This is a genomic window from Streptomyces katrae (assembly GCF_002028425.1).
GTDB classification, from domain to species: Bacteria; Actinomycetota; Actinomycetes; order Streptomycetales; family Streptomycetaceae; genus Streptomyces; species Streptomyces katrae_A.
In genome coordinates, this window is the sequence record NZ_CP020042.1 from 2,330,513 (window position 1) to 2,346,949 (window position 16,437).

Below are 16,437 nucleotides of genomic sequence, written 5' to 3' on the forward strand. Positions count from 1 at the left end.
CCGACTTTCGCCAGAGCGTCGAATATTCGTCACTTTTATTTGATCGATCATCGATCAGGGATTTACAGTCACTGCGGGCCCCAACCCGGGCCCTTCGGCCCTGTCCTGCCCGTCAGGGTTTTCTTCACCACCTCCTCTCCTTTGTCCGGAAGGCGGCGCACACCGATGTCCGACCCCGTAGGAAAGCTTCCGAGCGAGCTCGACCAGCTCCCGGACCGCGACACCGAAGAGACCGCCGAATGGGCGGCCTCCCTCGACGCCGTCGCCAAGGCCGCCGGTACGCGCCGCGCCGAATACCTGCTCCGCCGCACGCTCCAGCACGCCGAGGCCGCCGGCCTGGCCCTGCCGAAGCTGCTGGAGACGGACTACGTCAACACCATCCCCACCTCCGCGGAGCCCGAGTTCCCGGGCGACGAGGAGATGGAAGCCAAGATCACCGCCTGGAACCGCTGGAACGCGGCCGCCATGGTGACCCGCGGCTCCAAGTACGGCGTCGGCGGCCACATCGCCACCTTCGCCTCGGCGGCCTGGCTCTACGAGACCGGCTTCCAGCACTTCTTCCGCGGGAAGGAGGCCGACGGATCGGGCGACCAGCTCTACATCCAGGGCCACGCCTCCCCCGGCATCTACGCCCGCGCCTTCCTCGACGGGCGCATCTCCGAGCAGCAGCTCGACAACTTCCGCCAGGAGTCCGGCGGCAACGGCCTGCCGTCCTACCCGCACCCGCGGCGCCTGCCGTGGCTGTGGGAGTTCCCCACGGTCTCCATGGGCCTCGGCCCGCTCTCCGCGATCTACCAGGCGCGCTTCAACCGCTACCTGCAGAACCGCAACATCAAGGACACCTCCAACTCGCACGTCTGGGCCTTCCTCGGCGACGGCGAGATGGACGAGCCCGAGTCGACCGCCGCCCTGGCCCTGGCCTCCCGCGAGCAGCTCGACAACCTGACGTTCGTCATCAACTGCAACCTGCAGCGCCTCGACGGCCCGGTCCGTGCGAACTTCCGCGTGGTCCAGGAGCTGGAGGCCCAGTTCCGCGGTGCCGGCTGGAACGTCATCAAGACCCTGTGGGGCTCCGCCTGGGACGAGCTGTTCCAGCTCGACACCACGGGCGCCCTGGTCCGCCGCATCCGCGAGGTGCCGGACGCGCAGTTCCAGACGTACGCGACCCGCGACGTGGCCTACATCCGCCAGCACTTCTTCGGCGCCAACGCCGAGCTCGTGCAGCTGGCCGGCGTGCTGTCCGACGCGAAGATCGCCGAGTGCTTCCACAGCTCCCGCGGCGGCCACGAGCCCCGCAAGGTGTACGCCGCGTACAAGGCCGCCCTGGCGCACAAGGGCGCGCCGACGGTGATCCTGGCGCAGACCGTCAAGGGCCACACGCTGGGTGCCGGGTTCGAGTCGAAGAACGCGAACCACCAGATGAAGAAGCTCACGGTCGACGAGTTCAAGGACATGCGCGACCTGCTGGGCCTGCCGATCCCGGACAGCGCCTTCGTCGACGGCAAGGTCCCGTACGGCCACCCGGGCGCCGACAGCCCCGAGGTGCGGTACCTGCACGAGCGCCGCGCGGCCCTCGGCGGCCCCGCCCCGGCCCGCAAGGTCCACCACGTGGCCCTTCCGGCCCCGGCCGAGCGCTCCTTCGCCCCGCTCATCAAGGGTTCCGGCAAGCAGGAGATGGCCACCACCATGGCCTTCGTCCGCCTCGTCAAGGACCTGATGCGGGACAAGGAGACCGGCAAGCGCTGGGTGCCGATCGTCCCCGACGAGGCCCGTACCTTCGGTATGGAGTCCCTGTTCCCGTCGGCCGGCATCTACTCGCCGCTGGGCCAGACGTACGAGCCGGTCGACCGCGACCAGCTGATGTACTACAAGGAGGCCAAGGACGGCCAGATCCTCAACGAGGGGATCACCGAGGCCGGCGCCATGGCCGACTTCATCGCCGCCTGCACGTCGTACGCGACGCACGGCGAGCCGATGATCCCGTTCTACATCTTCTACTCGATGTTCGGCTGGCAGCGCACCGCCGACCAGATGTGGCAGCTCGCCGACCAGCTCGGCAAGGGCTTCATCGTCGGCGCCACCGCCGGCCGCACCACCCTGACCGGCGAGGGCCTGCAGCACGCGGACGGCCACTCGCACCTGATCGCGTCCACGAACCCGGCGTCGCTCAACTACGACCCGGCGTTCGCGTACGAGATCGCGGTCATCGTCAAGGACGGCCTGCGCCGGATGTACGGCGAGCAGCCGGAAGACGTCTTCTACTACCTGACGGTCTACAACGAGCCGAAGGTGCAGCCGGCCATGCCCGAGGGCGTGGAGGAGGGCATCCTCAAGGGCCTGTACCGGTTCAACACGGCCGCCGCCCTGGAGGCCGCCCCGGCCGCCGACTCCCCGAAGATCCAGCTCATGGCCTCGGGTACGGCGATCCACTGGGTCCTGGAGGCGCAGCAGCTGCTGGCCGCCGACTGGAACGTGGCCGCCGACGTGTGGTCGGCCACCTCGTGGGGCGAGCTGCGCCGCGACGCGCTGGAGTGCGACGAGGCCCTGCTGCGCGGCGAGGAGCGCACCCCGTACGTCACCCGCGTGCTGGAGGGCGCCCCGGGCCCGGTCCTGGCGGTGTCCGACTGGATGCGCCAGGTCCCGGACCAGATCAGCCAGTGGGTCCCGCAGGACTACACCTCGCTGGGCACGGACGGCTTCGGCCTCTCCGACACCCGTGAGGGCGCCCGCCGCCACTTCGGCGTCGACGCGCAGTCCATCGTGGTCGCGGCCCTGGCCCAGCTGGCCCGCCGCGGCGAGGTCCCGGCGTCGGCCGTCAAGGAGGCCCGCGAGCGCTACGGCCTGTAGGCCCGGGCCCGTCCGACCGTGAGGCGGCCCGTCCCTTCGGGGGCGGGCCGCCTCATGTCGTCCACCGGCCCTCGTCCCCGTCGGCCGCCATCTGCCGGAGCGGCACCGCGCCTCCACGCTCTGCCGCTTCGAGTATGGGGCCGGGCGGGGGACCGGGGACCGGCCTTTGGCCGTATGAGCGGTGGCGGGGCGGGGTGCGAGCCCGGATGCTGTATTCCGTGATGGACGAGACGGAGTTCTGGGAGATCGTCGACCGTACCCGTGAGGCCGCCGGGGGCGACCCCGAGGAGCACGCGGAGCTGCTCGTGGAACGGCTGACGCAGCTGGATCCCGACTCCGTGCTGGATTTCGCGCGGCACTTCGAGTCGCGGTACAACCGCGCGTACACCTGGGACCTGTGGGGGGCCGCCTGGGTGCTGCTCGGCGGGGCCAGCGACGACGCGTTCGACTACTTCCGGTGCTGGCTGATCGGGCAGGGCCGGGAGGTCTTCGAGGGCGCGGTGCACGATCCGGACCAGCTGGCGGAGCTGCTGGGCGAGTTCGACGAGGAGATCGACGGGGACGGGGAGGAGCTGGGGTACGCGGCCGACGAGGCGTACGAGCAGCTGACCGGGGCGGTGGCCCCGGACCTGGGGATCCCGTTGCAGGCGGAGGAGCCGGAGGGCGCCCCGCTGGACTTCGAGAACGAAGCCGTGCTCGCGGAGCGCTTCCCCCGGCTCTGGGAACGCTTCGGGGGCTGATCCCTAGGGCGTGCGTGCCGGGCGGCCCGGACCCGGCGGGAATTGTCAGACAGGCCCTAGTAGTGGGTGCCGCCGTCGATGCGGATCTCGGTGCCGGTGATGAAGGCGCCGTCCTCGGAGCCCAGCATCGCGACGACGCCGGCGACGGTCTGGGGGCCGGCGAAGCCCTGGCCGAGGGCGGGGGCCAGCTTGGTGAACAGGGACCAGTCGGTGTCCTCGGGCAGGCCCGGGCCGGTGCCGGTGGTCATGCCGCTCTCGATGGAGCCGGGGGCGACGGAGACGAAGCGCAGGCCCTGCTTGCTGTACTCGGCGGCGAGGGCGTGGGTCATCGACTGGATGCCGCCCTTGCTGGCCGCGTAGGCGGACATGTAGGGGTGCGCGAAGCTCGCCGAGGTGGAGCTGAAGTTCACGACGACCGGCTGGTCGCCCGCCAGCAGGGCGGGCAGGGACTCGCGGATCATCAGGAAGGTGCCGGTCAGGTTGACCGCGATGACCTTGTTCCAGAAGTCCAGGGTGGTCTGGTGGGTGTGCGCGGAGCGCAGTATGCCCGCCGCGTTGACCAGTACGTCGAAGCTGCCGCCGCCGAGGGCGTCGACGGCGGCGGCGACGCCCTCCTTGACCGAGGCCTCGTCGGATATGTCCAGGACGGCGGTGGTCAGCCGGCCGGCGTGGCCGTCGGCGGCCGCCTGCTCGGCGGTGGCCTTGAGGCCGGCCTCGTTCACGTCCACGGTGTGGACGCGGCCGCCCTCGGACAGAATGCGGTGCACGGTGGCCCGGCCGATGCCGGAGCCGCCGCCGGTGATGAGGACGCGACGTCCTTCGTAACGGTTCATGGGGTGCAGCGTACCGAGAAGATGACACGTTTTGCCAGACTGGCATCAATTGCATCCATCTGATCGGACTGGCGGTACGCTTCACCCGTGAGATCTCCCCGCCCCTACTCCCCCCAGAGCGGCTCCGGAGCCCAGTCGCTGACGGAGCGCCGCAAGGCCGCCACCCAGCTGGACATCGCCCGCGCCGCCTGCGAGCTCTTCGCCGCGCACGGCCCCGACGGGACCACCGCGGAGGACATCGCGCACCGGGCGGGGGTCGCGCTGCGCACGTTCTACCGCTACTTCCGCAACAAGCAGGAGGCCGTGGCCCCGCTGCTCGCGGGCGGCGGCGACGCCTGGCGCGCCCTGCTGGCCGAAGAGGACCCCGCCACCCCGCTGGCGCAGGCCCTGGAGCGGGCCGTGACCCGCGCCCTGAGCGATTCCAAGGCCGTCGAGGAGGGCCTGGAGGTCACCCGCGGCCTGCTGCGCGCGGCCGCCACGGACGAGGCCCTGCGCGCCGTCTGGTACCGGGTGAACCAGGAGTCCGAGGAGCGCCTGGTGCCGATCGTGGCCCGGCTGGCGGGTCCGGAGGCGGACGAGATGTCCGTGCGCCTGGTGTCCGCGGCCGCCACCGGCGCGATCCGCGTCGCACTGGAGCTGTGGTCCGCCGGCGACGCCCCGGTCTCGGGCCCCGGCTCCCCCGCCGACCTCGCGGTGCGCTGCCTGCGGGAGCTGACCGGCGCGATGCCCCTGCTCCGCTGAGCGCGGGGCAGGGGCACCGGGAAGAGATCGAGCGCTTCGGGAGGGGTCAGCGCCAGCCGCCCCAGTCGTCACTCCAGTTGGCGTTGTCCCAGCGGCCCCAGTCGTGGTTGCCGTGGTGGTGCCAGCCGCTGCGCCAGTTGCCGTTGCCGCAGTCGTCGTCATCGTCCCAGTTGTTGGCCCACCGGGAGTGGCTAGAGCGGTTCCAGTTGCCGTCGTGGTCGTGGGCGGACGCGCTGCTCAGCGGCAGCAGCGCCAGGGTGATTCCCGCGGCGCCCGCGACGGCGGCACCGATGATCCTACGGCGCATTGTCATGCACCTCCGAACATGTATCGCTTATCGGGCTTATCGGGCTTTTACGTCCCAATCAACCGTTACTCCGGTTGGGCGGCCTGTCAAAGGCAGGAGGCCCCCCGCCGCTCTCCGAAAAGAGCGGCGGGGGGCCTCCCAGCAGGCACGATCCCGCCTCAGCGGGCCGATTTACGACTTTTTTTACAGGTCGAAGTAGAGCTCGAACTCGTGCGGGTGCGGACGCTGCGCGATCGGGGCGATCTCGTGCGTGCGCTTGTAGTCGATCCAGGTCTCGATCAGGTCGGGGGTGAAGACACCGCCGGCCAGGAGGTACTCGTGGTCCTCCTCCAGGGCCTTGAGGACGTCCTCGAGGCTGGTCGGGACCTGCGGGACGTTCGCGTGCTCGTCCGGGGAGAGCTCGTAGAGGTCCTTGTCGATCGGCTCCATCGGCTCGATCTTGTTCTTGATGCCGTCGAGGCCCGCGAGGAGCAGCGCCGAGAAGGCGAGGTACGGGTTCGAGGACGGGTCCGGCGCGCGGAACTCGACGCGCTTGGCCTTCGGGTTCGAGCCCGTGATCGGGATGCGCATGGCGGCGGAGCGGTTGCGCTGCGAGTACACCATGTTGACCGGCGCCTCGAAGCCCGGGACCAGGCGGTGGTACGAGTTCACCGTCGGGTTGGTGAAGGCGAGGAGCGACGGGGCGTGCTTGAGGATGCCGCCGATGTAGTAGCGGGCGGTGTCCGACAGGCCCGCGTAGCCGGCCTCGTCGTAGAAGAGCGGCTCGCCGCCGGCCCACAGGGACTGGTGGACGTGCATGCCCGAGCCGTTGTCACCGAAGATCGGCTTCGGCATGAAGGTCGCGGTCTTGCCGTTGCGCCAGGCGACGTTCTTCACGATGTACTTGAAGAGCATCAGGTCGTCGGCCGCGGCGAGCAGCGTGTTGAACTTGTAGTTGATCTCGGCCTGGCCACCGGTGCCGACCTCGTGGTGCTGGCGCTCGACCTGGAGGCCCTGGGCGTCCAGCTCGAGGGAGATCTCGGCGCGCAGGTCGGCGAAGTGGTCGACCGGGGCTACGGGGAAGTAACCACCCTTGTAGCGGACCTTGTAGCCGCGGTTGTTCTCCTCGGAGCCCGTGTTCCAGGCGCCGGCCTCGGAGTCGATGTGGTAGAAGCCCTCGTTCGCGGAGGTCGCGAAGCGCACGCTGTCGAACACGTAGAACTCGGCCTCGGGGCCGAAGAACGCGGTGTCGGCGATGCCGGTCGAGGCGAGGTAGGCCTCGGCCTTCTTCGCGATGTTGCGCGGGTCGCGGCTGTAGGCCTCACCCGTGATCGGGTCGTGGATGAAGAAGTTGATGTTGAGCGTCTTGTCCTTGCGGAACGGGTCCAGACGCGCGGTGGTGATGTCGGCACGCAGCGCCATGTCCGACTCGTGGATCGCCTGGAAGCCGCGGATCGAGGAACCGTCGAAGGCGAGCTCCTCCGCCGGGTCGAACGCTCGCGCCGGGATGGTGAAGTGCTGCATCACACCAGGCAGGTCGCAGAAGCGGACGTCGACGAACTTGACGTCGTTCTCCTCGATGTACTGCTTCACTTCGTCGGCGTTCTTGAACATCCAACTCCTCCTACTCCCGGTCCCCGGGGCAGGGACGGGCTTTATAGCTCGTGGTGCGGTGCGTCAGTGCGGTGCCGCACGCTGACCGACCATAAGCAGACGGGATTTCCCAAGCATGACCCATTTGTTTCGCACAAGTTAACCAGGGTCCCGTCCAGGTCGCGTCGAAGCGCACCGGTACCGTGGTGGAGTGGACAACAGGCAAGCAATCGGTTCCTGGCTCTCCGGCCCCCGCGCGGCCGCCGAGGAGATGGGCGTCGACTTCGGCTATCCGGGCCAGCAGCTCGGCCTGCCGCAGTCGGGCCCCGGCTCCGTGGCCCGCTTCGGGCGCCGGCTCGGCGCGGTGGCCATCGACTGGATCGGCTGCCAGCTGATCGCATACGGGCTCATCACCCATGGCGACCTGGCCTCGGCCGGCAACTGGACGCTGGGGCTCTTCGTGGTCCTGTCGATCCTCACCGTGGGCACGGTGGGCTTCACTCCCGGCAAGCGGATCCTCGGCCTCCGGGTGATTTCGCAGCACGGCGGCCGCCTCGGCCTCCTGCGCGTGGCGTTCCGTACGGTGCTGCTGGCCCTGGTCGTCCCGGCGCTGGTCTGGGACCGGGACGGCCGCGGACTGCACGACCGGCTCTCGGGCGCGGTCCAGGTCCGCATCTGACACGGAAACGAAAGCGAACGCGGGAGCGCCCTGCGAGCCGGACGGCTCGCAGGGCGCTCCTGTGTTTCGTATACGTGTGGCGAAGGGCGTACGAGCGTACGGTCAGCGCGGGCGCTGGCCGCGCATGCCGCGCCCGGGGACCGGACCCTTCGGGATGGGCATGTTGCTCATCAGGTCGCCCATGGCCCGCAGCTTGTCGTTGACCTGGGTGATCTGGGGGCCCGCCAGGACGCGCGGCAGCTTCAGAAGCGTCGTGCGGACCTTCTTGAGCGGCACCTCGCCCTCGCCGTTGCCCACGATGAAGTCGTGGACCGGGACGTCGGGCATGATCCGGGCCAGCTTCTTCTTCTCGGCCGCGAGCAGGGACTTCACCCGGTTGGGGTTGCCTTCGGCGATCAGGACCACGCCCGCCTTGCCGACGGCCCGGTGGACGATGTCCTGGCTGCGGTTCATCGCGACGGCCGGGGTGGTGCTCCAGCCCCGTCCCACGTTGTCCAGTACGGCCGCGGCAGCGCCCGGCTGCCCCTCCATCTGCCCGAAGGCAGCCCGCTCGGCCCGCCGTCCAAAGACGATCGCCATCGCGAGGAACGCCACCAGGAAGCCCAGGATGCCCAGGTAGACCGGGTGGCCGATCAGGAAGCCGATCGCAAGAAAGACACCGAAGGTGACGATTCCCACGCCCGCGACGATCAGACCGACCTTCGGGTCGGCCTTGCGCGTCATCTTGTACGTCAGGGCGATCTGCTTCAGTCGCCCGGGGTTCGCAGCAGTCTCTGCGTTTGACTTCCTCGCCATGAGGCGAAGTTTACGTGGCCTGCGGGGTACGGGTGGCCGCGGCCTCGAGTACGTGCTCGGTTTCCACCCGGTCCTTGGCCCTGCGGCGGTCCTCCAGGACGGCCGTCCAGGCGTTGCGGCGGGCACCGCTCATGAGCAGCGATTCGATGCCGCGGAAGGCCTCACTGAAGGACGGAATGGCGATGGCGCGGACGGGCGCGGCCTGCATGATGTCGGTCCCTACTCTCGGTACTCGCATCGGTGGCGTGTGCGGTGCGTGGATCCAGCGTCACTCACTGGTGTTACCAGGGCATGACCGGTGGGTCAAACGTGATGAAAGATTGACGCGGCCCGCCGGGCTCTCCCAATGAAAGAGCCTAGGGGCCGCGCCATCACGCATTACCGATTAGTAAGTTATTGTGCCCGACTTCACACGGAGTGTGACGAAGTGGATCACGCTTCCGCGCGCTTCTCCATCGCCTGCGCGTAAAGACGGCCCGCGCGGTAGGACGACCGGACCAGCGGGCCGGACATCACGCCGGAGAAACCGATCTCCTCGGCCTCCTTCGCCAGCTCGACGAACTCGGCCGGCTTCACCCAGCGCTCCACGGGGTGGTGGCGCGGCGAGGGGCGCAGGTACTGGGTGATGGTGATGAGCTCGCAGCCCGCCTCGTGCAGCTCCTTCAGCGCCTCCGAGACCTCCTCGCGCTCCTCGCCCATGCCCAGGATCAGGTTGGACTTGGTGACGAGGCCGTAGGCACGGGCCTGCCGGATCACGTCGAGCGAGCGCTCGTAGCGGAAGCCGGGGCGGATCCGCTTGAAGATCCGGGGCACGGTCTCGACGTTGTGCGCGAAGACCTCGGGGCGGGAGGCGAAGACCTCCTCCAGCAGCTCCGGGACGGCGTTGAAGTCGGGGGCCAGCAGCTCGACCTTGGTGTGGCCGCCCTCGCGGCCCGCCGTCTGCTGGTGGATCTGGCGCACGGTCTCCGCGTACAGCCAGGCGCCGCCGTCGGCCAGGTCGTCGCGGGCGACGCCGGTGATGGTGGCGTAGTTCAGGTCCATCGTGACCACGGACTCGCCGACGCGGCGGGGCTCGTCACGGTCCAGGGCCTCGGGCTTGCCCGTGTCGATCTGGCAGAAGTCGCAGCGCCGGGTGCACTGGTCGCCGCCGATGAGGAACGTGGCCTCGCGGTCTTCCCAGCACTCGTAGATGTTCGGACAGCCGGCTTCCTGGCACACCGTGTGCAGCCCCTCGCCCTTCACGAGGTTCTGCATCTTCGTGTACTCGGGACCCATCTTCGCCCGGGTCTTGATCCACTCGGGCTTGCGCTCGATGGGGGTCTGGCTGTTGCGGACCTCCAGGCGCAGCATCTTGCGTCCGTCGGGTGCGACTGCGGACACGACCGGCTCCCTGTGACTTCGATTCTTCGGCGCCCACCAGGGTACGCCCGTAATTCGTACGCTCTTACGTCCGGCCAACCCGGGGACCGCCGGACGCATTCCCCCCGGCTTCCCCCCGGCCGTCAGCCGGCGGCCGGGGCGGGCTCGGGCCGGGCCTCGCGCTCGATCTCGCGCGGCTTCAGCTCGGCGTGCTCCAGCACGTCCTTCAGGTGCCGCTCGACGACCGGCAGCACCTCGGCGATGGTGATCTCCCGGCCCAGCTCGTACGAGAGCGAGGTCACACCGGCGTCCCGGATCCCGCAGGGGATGATCCGGTCGAACCAGGTGCTGTCCGGGTTCACGTTGAAGGAGAAGCCGTGCATCGTGACGCCCTTGGCGACGCGGATGCCGATCGCGGCGAGCTTGCGGTCCTCGCGGCGCTGGCCGGCGTTGGACGGGGCGTACTCGGGGCCGTTGAGGCGGGCGTCGAACTCGTCGTCGCCTATCCGGGGGTCGAAGTCCAGGGACAGGCCGCCGATCTTCGGGCGCTCCTCCACGGGGTCGCCGAGCACCCAGACGCCGGAGCGGCCCTCGACCCGGGTGGTCTCCACGCCGAACTCGGCCGCGGTGCGGATGAGCGCCTCCTCCAGGCGGCGGACGTGGGCGACCACGTCGACCGGGCGGGGCAGCTTCATGATCGGGTAGCCGACCAGCTGGCCCGGGCCGTGCCAGGTGATCTTGCCGCCGCGGTCCACGTCGATGACGGGGGTGCCGTCGAGGGGGCGCTCGCTGGGGTCGGTGCGCCGGCCGGCGGTGTAGACGGGCTCGTGCTCCACCATCAGGCAGGTGTCGTCGATCTCGTCGGCGAAGCGGGCCGCGTGGACGCGCCGCTGCTCCTCCCAGGCCTCGGTGTACTCGACGGATTCCGGCCCGAAGCCCAGATGGACAAACCGAAGCTCAGTCACCGCAGCGCCTCCTCGTTGAACCTGCTGTGTGCACGTATCCGCACCGGTCCAGAGTACGGCGGCCCCCGCGCGGCCCCTCAGGGCCCCGGGACGGCAGCGGGACCGGGCCCGGTGGTGGGCTCGGTGCCGGGCTCGGTCGTGGGCTCGGTGCCGGGCTCGGCCGTGGGCTCGGTGCCGGGCTCGGTCGTGGGACCGGGGGCGGGGAGGAGGCGGGGGCGCCTGCGGCCGGCCGGGGGGCGGTCCGGGTCCTCGTCGGCCCGCGGCAGCCGGCGGTGGCCCTCGGAATGGTCGTTGACCCAGCCGCACACCCCGCAGGCGTAGCGCCCGTCCAGCCCCGCGATGTGGGTGCCGCAGCGGCGGCACTGCCCCTCGGTCAGCTCGGGGGCGGGCAGCGGGGCGCCGGGCTGCGGGTTCGCGTGCGCGTCGGGCGGATGCGCCCCGCGAGGTCGGCGGCTCATGGGGGCGCAGCTTACGCGGAGGTCGTGGACCCGTCCGTAAAGCACCCCACACATTCTGCACACGATCGGATGAATGTGGGGCAGAGAGGGCGGCACAGGCGGAGTTCGCCGCTACATTCACGCCGTTCACAGGGCCGGGACTCCGGTCCGTCACGTACGGGAACCGTGGAGCCGATGACGGAACGACCTGCCCAGCGCGTCCCCAACCGGCAGCTCGCCGCGCTGATCGCGGAAGCCGGGTTCTCCAACGCAGGGCTCGCCCGCCGCGTCGACCAGCTGGGGCTGGAGCACGGGCTGGATCTGCGGTACGACAAGACCTCCGTGACCCGGTGGCTGCGCGGCCAGCAGCCCCGCGGCACCACGCCCGCGCTGATCGCGGAGGTCTTCACCAGGCGCCTCGGGCGGCGGCTGTCGGCTCAGGACCTGGGCCTGGACGCGTGCGCCCCCGTGTACGCGGGGCTGGAGTTCGCGGCCACCCCGGAGGAGGCCGTGGACATCGCGAGCGGGCTGTGGCGCAAGGACTCCGGTTCGCACGCGGAGCTGCGCAAGATCGCCTTCACCCCGGCCGGGCTGGTGGTGCCCAGCCGCGACTGGCTGATCGGGCGGCCCGACGAACGGGTGGGACGCGGCGCGGACCCCGCCGCCGCCGGCCGGGTCCCGGCGCAGGGCCGCACCACGGTGCCCCGGCAGCGGCAGATCGACCGGGGCCCCGGGCAGCGGGTCACGAGCGGTGACATCGCGGCTCTGAGGTCGGTCAGCGAGCTGTTCCGCACCCTGGACCACGCCTACGGCGGCGGCCACGCCCGCCAGGCCCTGGTGCGCTACCTGGAGCACGAGGCCGAGCCGATGCTGCGCGGCACGTACGGGGAGACCACCGGGCGCCGGCTGTTCTCGGCCGCCGCCGACCTGACCCGGCTCGCGGGCTGGACCTCGTACGACATCGCCGCGCACGGGCTGGCCCAGCGGTACTTCGTCCAGGCGCTGCGGCTGGCGCAGGCCGCCGGGGACCGGCCGTACGGGTCGTACGTGCTGGTCACGATGAGTCGCCAGGCGGTCTACCTCGGGCACGGCCGGGAGGCGGTACAGCTGGCCCGGGTCGCCCAGCAGGGCGTGGGTTCCGGTCCGCCGCCGGTGGTGCAGGCGCTGCTGCACGCGGCGGAGGCGCGGGGGCACGCGGTGCTGGGCGAGGTCCGGGCGGCGACGGCCTCCCTGGTGCGGGCCGAGCGGTCGCTGGGCGCGGCCCGGCCCGGGGACGACGTACCGCACTGGGCGCGGGCCTTCGACGAGGGGCAGTTGGCCGACGAGTTCGGGCACTGCCACCGCGACCTCCAGCAGTACCGGGCCTCGGCCCAGCACGCGGAGCGCTCGCTCCAGCTGCGCTCGCCCGGGTACGCGCGCTCGCGGCTGTTCTGCCGGGTGGTGCTGGCGACGGCCCGGCTGGGGCTGGGGGAGCTGGACCAGGCGTGCGCGCTGGGGGCGGAGGCGGCGCAGCAGGCGAGCGAGATGCGGTCGGTGCGGGCGGTGGAGTACGTGCGCGACTTCGAACGCCGGCTGGAACCGTACCGGGACGCGGCGGCGGTCCGGACGTACCGGGACCGGGTGTCGGCGCTGCCCTGACCCGGCCGGGGTCCGCACGGGCGGACCCCGGCCGGTGGCGGGCTGGACCCCGGCCGCTGCCGTCGGGCCGGGCTCGTCAGGCCGCTGCCGTCGGGCCGGTGCCAGGCCGGGCCAGTGCCAGACCGGGCCGGTGCCCTCAGGCCGCTGCCGGGAGGACCGGCTCGGGGTGGCTCTGGAGGGGGATGCCGAAGTCGCGCAGCAGGGCCGTGGCGGCGCGGCGGGCGGAGTGCAGGGCGCCCTGGACGGTGTTGGAGTCGCGGTGGTCACCGCAGACGTAGAGCCCGGCCAGGACCCGTACGGGCCGCTGCCGGTCGTGCGGCGGGGGCATGGCCGGGACGGCCTCGGGGGTGTGGTGGACGGCCAGCGGCTCCCAGTCCCGGGTCGCGGTGTCGTAGAGCCGGGCCAGGCGGGCCGCGACCGTGCGGGCGGGCGGCGGGGGGCCGTGCACGGTGGTGGTGACCAGGCTGCGGCCGGCCGGGGCCCGGGTCGGGTCGACGGCGCTCATCACGGTGGTGTGGGCCACGGGCCACTTGGGGTCGGCGTCCAGGAGCAGCGAGCCGTCCCAGGGCAGCGGCTCCGCGGTCGCGTGGTGGATGACGGTGACCTCGTGGAAGGCGGGCACCCGCAGCCCGGGCAGCAGTTCGGCCGCGGCGCGGGCGCCGGTGGCGAGGAGGACGGAACGGCAGGCGAAGTCGCCGTGCTCCTCGGTGGTGACGAGGTTGGTCGCCACCGACCGCACCCGTATCCCGGTCCGCACGGTGCCGGGCGGCAGGCCGGCGGCGAGCAGGTCGGGCAGGGCGGCGGCGCCGCCCTCGGGCACGGCGAGGCGGCCGCGGGCGAAGGTGCGCAGCGCGAGGTCGGCGACGCGGCTGGAGGTGGTGAGCTCCGGGTCGCGCAGCAGGGCGGAGAGCAGGGGCCGCAGGATCCCGTTGACGGTACGCGGGGGCAGGCCGCGGGAGCCGAGGGCGGCGAGGGCGGTGCGTTCGGGCCGGGCGAGGAGACGGTCCGGGGGCAGCGCGGCGAGGCGGGCGAGGGCGGCGCTGAGCCGGGCCTGGTCCAGGCTGCCGCTGGCCAGGGCGCGGGCGGGGGTCAGGGCCCCGGCCCGCTGCCGCTTTCCGTCGGCTCCGTGCACCAGGACCCCGGGCGCGAAGGGGCGCAGGCTGAGCGCCTCCAGGCCCGGGGTGCGGGCGGGTTCGGTGTAAGCGGTGTTGAGGAGCTGGCCGACCCGGTCGAGGCGGAAGCCGTCGGCCGATGCGGTGGCCATGCGTCCGCCGGGGTCGTCGGCGGCCTCCAGGACGCTGACGCTGACCCCGGCGGCGATCAGGTGGTGCGCGGCCGCGAGTCCTGAGACTCCGGCTCCTACGATGACGACGTCGCTGCTGAGCACGTGCCCCTCCCCGAGGTCGGCGCGGCGGCTGTGTGGGGATCCTTCTTCCCCCAACGGACTCCAGGAGAACCCGAGTCCGGCGCGGTATTGCGCACAACTCCGGTCGCACGGCGGTCGCATGCGGGTCACAACCGGTCGCACGCGGACGGGGGGTGCGCCGGACCAGCGCCTGGACCACAGGGTGGGGACGGCGGCCAGGTCGTCTAGGCGAGGGCGGCCTTGATGGCCTCCTCGATGCCGGGGTGGGCGAAGGTGAACCCGGCCTCCAGCAGGCGCTTCGGGCGGACCCGCTGGCTGCCCAGGACGTCCTGCGAGAACTCCCCCAGCACGACGCGCAGCACCGGCGCGGGGACCGTGCACAGCGTCGGCCGGTGCAGTACGCGGCCCATCGCGGCGGTGACCTCACGGTTGGTCAGCGGCTCGGGGGCGGTGAGGTTGAACGGTCCCGACAGCCCGGGGGTTTCGGTCAGGAAACGCAGGGCGGCGATCTCGTCGTGCATCGAGATGTACGACCAGTACTGCCGCCCGTTGCCGAGCCGGCCGCCGATCCCGGCCCGGAAGAGGGGGAACAGCCGTCCCCACGCGCCGCCCTCGGCGGCAACCACCAGCCCGGTACGGGCGAACACGGTCCGGATCCCGGCGTCCTGCGCCGGGGCGGCGGCCGCCTCCCACTCGACGCAGACGGAGGGCAGGAACCCGGTGCCGGCGGGGGCGGACTCGTCGACGGCCCGGCTGCCGGTGTCGCCGTAGTACCCGACGGCGGACCCGCACACGAACACGGCCGGCGGTTCGTCCATCCCGGCGAGCGCGCTCGCGAGGGCGGCGGTGCCGAGCACCCGGCTGTCGCGGATCTCCCTCTTGTAGGCGTCCGTCCACCGGTGGTCCCCGACCCCGGCCCCGGCGAGGTGGACCACGGCGTCACACCCGCGCAGCCCGACGGGGTCGACGTACCCGGCCCTGGGATCCCAGCGCGCCTCGTCCGGGGCGGCGGGGGTACGGCGGACGAAGCGGACGGTCTCGTGGCCGTCGGCGTGGAGGGAGCGGAGCAGGGCCCGGCCGATGAGTCCGGAGGCTCCGGTGATGGCGATGCGCATGCGCCCAGTCTTCCCTTCTTGACGCGCCGCTCGCGCGGTGCGGCCCCGGCGGGCCTTACCGGCTTCGCCCTCTACAGCCCCGCCGGCGTTTGAGGCGCGGAGGTCCGGGGGCGGAGCCCCCGGGAAACGTAGAAAGGGCGGGGCGGGGAGACGGCTCCGCGCAGCGGGACCGGCGCCGCCCGGGGTCAGCCGGCGCCCAGCCAGGTGCCCACCGCATAGGTGACCGCCATCGCCAGGCCCCCGCCCAGCACGTTCCGCAGCACCGCCCGCGGCACCGGCGCCCCACCCAGCCGCGCACTCACCACCCCGCACAGCGTCAGCGCCCCCAGCACCGCCCCCACCGTCACCGGCACCCGCCCCGAGGCCCCCGGCAGGACGATCGCCAGCAGGGGCAGCAGCGCCCCCACCGTGAAGGCGACCAGGCTGGCCAGCGCCGCGTGCCACGGGTTGGCCAGTTCGTCCGGCTCGATGCCCAGCTCCACCCGCGCATGCGCCCTCAGCGCGTCCCGTTCCGTCAGCTGTTCCGCCGCCTCCCGGGCCACGTCCCGGGTCAGGCCCCGCGCGGCCAGCAGCTCCGTCAGTTCGGCCAGCTCCGCCTCCGGGTCGTCCGCCAGCTCGCGCCGTTCCAGGTCCAGCGCCGCGCGCTCCGAGTCCCGCTGCGAGCTCACCGACACGTACTCCCCCACCGCCATCGACAGCGAGCCCGCGAGCAGCCCGGCCACCCCGGCCGTGAGGATCTCCGCGCGCGAGGTGGTGGCGCCGGCCACGCCCACCACCAGGCCGGCCGTGGAGATGATCCCGTCGTTCGCCCCCAGCACCCCGGCCCGCAGCCAGTTCAGCCGGGTGCTGATCGCCGCGCTCTGCGTCTGTGTCACGGCTCCACTGTCGCGGCCGCCGCCCGCCCCGGCCAGCCCGCCGGGGCCACCCGGCGTGCGCCGCCCCGGACCCCGTACCAGGGTGGAGGGGTGAGAGCTGGGGCGCGACGGAGGGCGAGACACGCAGGGGACGAGCCAGGCTGGCTGCACGGGGCCCCGCCGCCCCGC

At 72.1% G+C, this 16,437-nt stretch carries 16 protein-coding genes; 5 read left to right on the forward strand and 11 right to left on the reverse strand.

The window, feature by feature from the left end; translation table 11 throughout:
• The first annotated feature begins 165 nt into the window (after positions 1–165).
• Positions 166–2,847, forward strand: a complete 2,682-nt coding sequence (gene aceE, locus B4U46_RS10595; RefSeq protein ID WP_079426335.1) for a pyruvate dehydrogenase (acetyl-transferring), homodimeric type — start codon at positions 166–168, stop codon at positions 2,845–2,847.
• Positions 2,848–3,068: 221 nt separating this feature from the next.
• On the forward strand, positions 3,069–3,587 hold the full coding sequence (locus B4U46_RS10600; protein ID WP_079431677.1) for a DUF4240 domain-containing protein: 519 nt from the start codon (positions 3,069–3,071) through the stop codon (positions 3,585–3,587).
• A gap of 56 nt (positions 3,588–3,643) precedes the next feature.
• On the opposite strand, the gene B4U46_RS10605 is transcribed toward B4U46_RS10600, so the two are convergent.
• Entirely contained in the window at positions 3,644–4,420 is a 777-nt protein-coding gene (locus tag B4U46_RS10605) for an SDR family NAD(P)-dependent oxidoreductase (protein WP_079426337.1), read from the reverse strand.
• A gap of 87 nt (positions 4,421–4,507) precedes the next feature.
• Here B4U46_RS10605 and B4U46_RS10610 point away from each other — a divergent pair, with 87 nt between their 5' ends.
• Positions 4,508–5,161: a TetR family transcriptional regulator gene (locus B4U46_RS10610; protein ID WP_079426339.1), complete on the forward strand. Its 654-nt coding sequence runs from the start codon at positions 4,508–4,510 to the stop codon at positions 5,159–5,161.
• 46 nt (positions 5,162–5,207) lie between these two features.
• On the opposite strand, the gene B4U46_RS10615 is transcribed toward B4U46_RS10610, so the two are convergent.
• Both B4U46_RS10615 and glnA read right to left on the reverse strand, forming a co-directional pair.
• Entirely contained in the window at positions 5,208–5,468 is a 261-nt protein-coding gene (locus tag B4U46_RS10615) for a hypothetical protein (RefSeq protein ID WP_079426341.1), read from the reverse strand.
• Positions 5,469–5,651: 183 nt separating this feature from the next.
• Complete coding sequence (glnA, locus tag B4U46_RS10620) at positions 5,652–7,061, reverse strand: type I glutamate--ammonia ligase (RefSeq protein ID WP_042815812.1); 1,410 nt, start codon at positions 7,059–7,061, stop codon at positions 5,652–5,654.
• A 190-nt stretch (positions 7,062–7,251) separates the two neighbouring features.
• Between glnA and B4U46_RS10625 the strand changes: the two genes are divergently transcribed.
• Positions 7,252–7,719, forward strand: a complete 468-nt coding sequence (locus B4U46_RS10625; RefSeq protein WP_079426343.1) for an RDD family protein — start codon at positions 7,252–7,254, stop codon at positions 7,717–7,719.
• A gap of 102 nt (positions 7,720–7,821) precedes the next feature.
• On the opposite strand, the gene B4U46_RS10630 is transcribed toward B4U46_RS10625, so the two are convergent.
• The 5 genes from B4U46_RS10630 to B4U46_RS38325 all read right to left on the reverse strand — a co-directional run bounded on the left by B4U46_RS10630 (position 7,822) and on the right by B4U46_RS38325 (position 11,296).
• Positions 7,822–8,514 carry a DUF4191 domain-containing protein gene (locus tag B4U46_RS10630; RefSeq protein WP_079426345.1) on the reverse strand — a complete coding sequence of 231 codons (693 nt, stop codon included), beginning with the start codon at positions 8,512–8,514 and terminating at the stop codon, positions 7,822–7,824.
• A gap of 10 nt (positions 8,515–8,524) precedes the next feature.
• The gene (locus B4U46_RS10635; RefSeq protein ID WP_079426347.1) at positions 8,525–8,722 is read right to left on the reverse strand and encodes a hypothetical protein; all 198 of its coding nucleotides are present in this window, start codon (positions 8,720–8,722) and stop codon (positions 8,525–8,527) included.
• 224 nt (positions 8,723–8,946) lie between these two features.
• Positions 8,947–9,894 carry a lipoyl synthase gene (gene lipA, locus B4U46_RS10640; RefSeq protein WP_079426350.1) on the reverse strand — a complete coding sequence of 316 codons (948 nt, stop codon included), beginning with the start codon at positions 9,892–9,894 and terminating at the stop codon, positions 8,947–8,949.
• A 122-nt stretch (positions 9,895–10,016) separates the two neighbouring features.
• Positions 10,017–10,838 carry a lipoyl(octanoyl) transferase LipB gene (gene lipB / locus B4U46_RS10645; RefSeq protein ID WP_079426352.1) on the reverse strand — a complete coding sequence of 274 codons (822 nt, stop codon included), beginning with the start codon at positions 10,836–10,838 and terminating at the stop codon, positions 10,017–10,019.
• Between the two features lie 77 nt (positions 10,839–10,915).
• Positions 10,916–11,296: a hypothetical protein gene (locus tag B4U46_RS38325; protein ID WP_079426354.1), complete on the reverse strand. Its 381-nt coding sequence runs from the start codon at positions 11,294–11,296 to the stop codon at positions 10,916–10,918.
• A gap of 174 nt (positions 11,297–11,470) precedes the next feature.
• On the opposite strand from B4U46_RS38325, the gene B4U46_RS10655 reads away from it, so the two are divergent.
• Complete coding sequence (locus B4U46_RS10655) at positions 11,471–12,913, forward strand: regulator (RefSeq protein ID WP_079426356.1); 1,443 nt, start codon at positions 11,471–11,473, stop codon at positions 12,911–12,913.
• Positions 12,914–13,049: 136 nt separating this feature from the next.
• Here B4U46_RS10655 and B4U46_RS10660 read toward each other — a convergent pair whose 3' ends face one another.
• The 3 genes from B4U46_RS10660 to B4U46_RS10670 all read right to left on the reverse strand — a co-directional run bounded on the left by B4U46_RS10660 (position 13,050) and on the right by B4U46_RS10670 (position 16,269).
• Positions 13,050–14,300: an FAD-dependent oxidoreductase gene (locus B4U46_RS10660; RefSeq protein WP_237292772.1), complete on the reverse strand. Its 1,251-nt coding sequence runs from the start codon at positions 14,298–14,300 to the stop codon at positions 13,050–13,052.
• 203 nt (positions 14,301–14,503) lie between these two features.
• Positions 14,504–15,394 (reverse strand): TIGR01777 family oxidoreductase, encoded by an 891-nt coding sequence (locus B4U46_RS10665; protein WP_079426360.1) that lies wholly within the window; start codon positions 15,392–15,394, stop codon positions 14,504–14,506.
• Positions 15,395–15,579: 185 nt separating this feature from the next.
• Positions 15,580–16,269 (reverse strand): VIT1/CCC1 transporter family protein, encoded by a 690-nt coding sequence (locus tag B4U46_RS10670; RefSeq protein ID WP_079426362.1) that lies wholly within the window; start codon positions 16,267–16,269, stop codon positions 15,580–15,582.
• Positions 16,270–16,437: the final 168 nt, after the last annotated feature.

Coding starts and splice junctions, on each gene's coding strand:
- aceE (WP_079426335.1), top strand. CDS start 166: ATGTCCGACCCCGTAGGAAAGCTTCCGAGCGAGCTCGACCAGCTCCCG.
- B4U46_RS10600 (WP_079431677.1), top strand. CDS start 3,069: ATGGACGAGACGGAGTTCTGGGAGATCGTCGACCGTACCCGTGAGGCC.
- B4U46_RS10605 (WP_079426337.1), bottom strand. CDS start 4,420: ATGAACCGTTACGAAGGACGTCGCGTCCTCATCACCGGCGGCGGCTCC.
- B4U46_RS10615 (WP_079426341.1), bottom strand. CDS start 5,468: ATGCGCCGTAGGATCATCGGTGCCGCCGTCGCGGGCGCCGCGGGAATC.
- glnA (WP_042815812.1), bottom strand. CDS start 7,061: ATGTTCAAGAACGCCGACGAAGTGAAGCAGTACATCGAGGAGAACGAC.
- B4U46_RS10630 (WP_079426345.1), bottom strand. CDS start 8,514: ATGGCGAGGAAGTCAAACGCAGAGACTGCTGCGAACCCCGGGCGACTG.
- B4U46_RS10635 (WP_079426347.1), bottom strand. CDS start 8,722: ATGCAGGCCGCGCCCGTCCGCGCCATCGCCATTCCGTCCTTCAGTGAG.
- B4U46_RS38325 (WP_079426354.1), bottom strand. CDS start 11,296: ATGAGCCGCCGACCTCGCGGGGCGCATCCGCCCGACGCGCACGCGAAC.
- B4U46_RS10655 (WP_079426356.1), top strand. CDS start 11,471: ATGACGGAACGACCTGCCCAGCGCGTCCCCAACCGGCAGCTCGCCGCG.
- B4U46_RS10665 (WP_079426360.1), bottom strand. CDS start 15,394: ATGCGCATCGCCATCACCGGAGCCTCCGGACTCATCGGCCGGGCCCTG.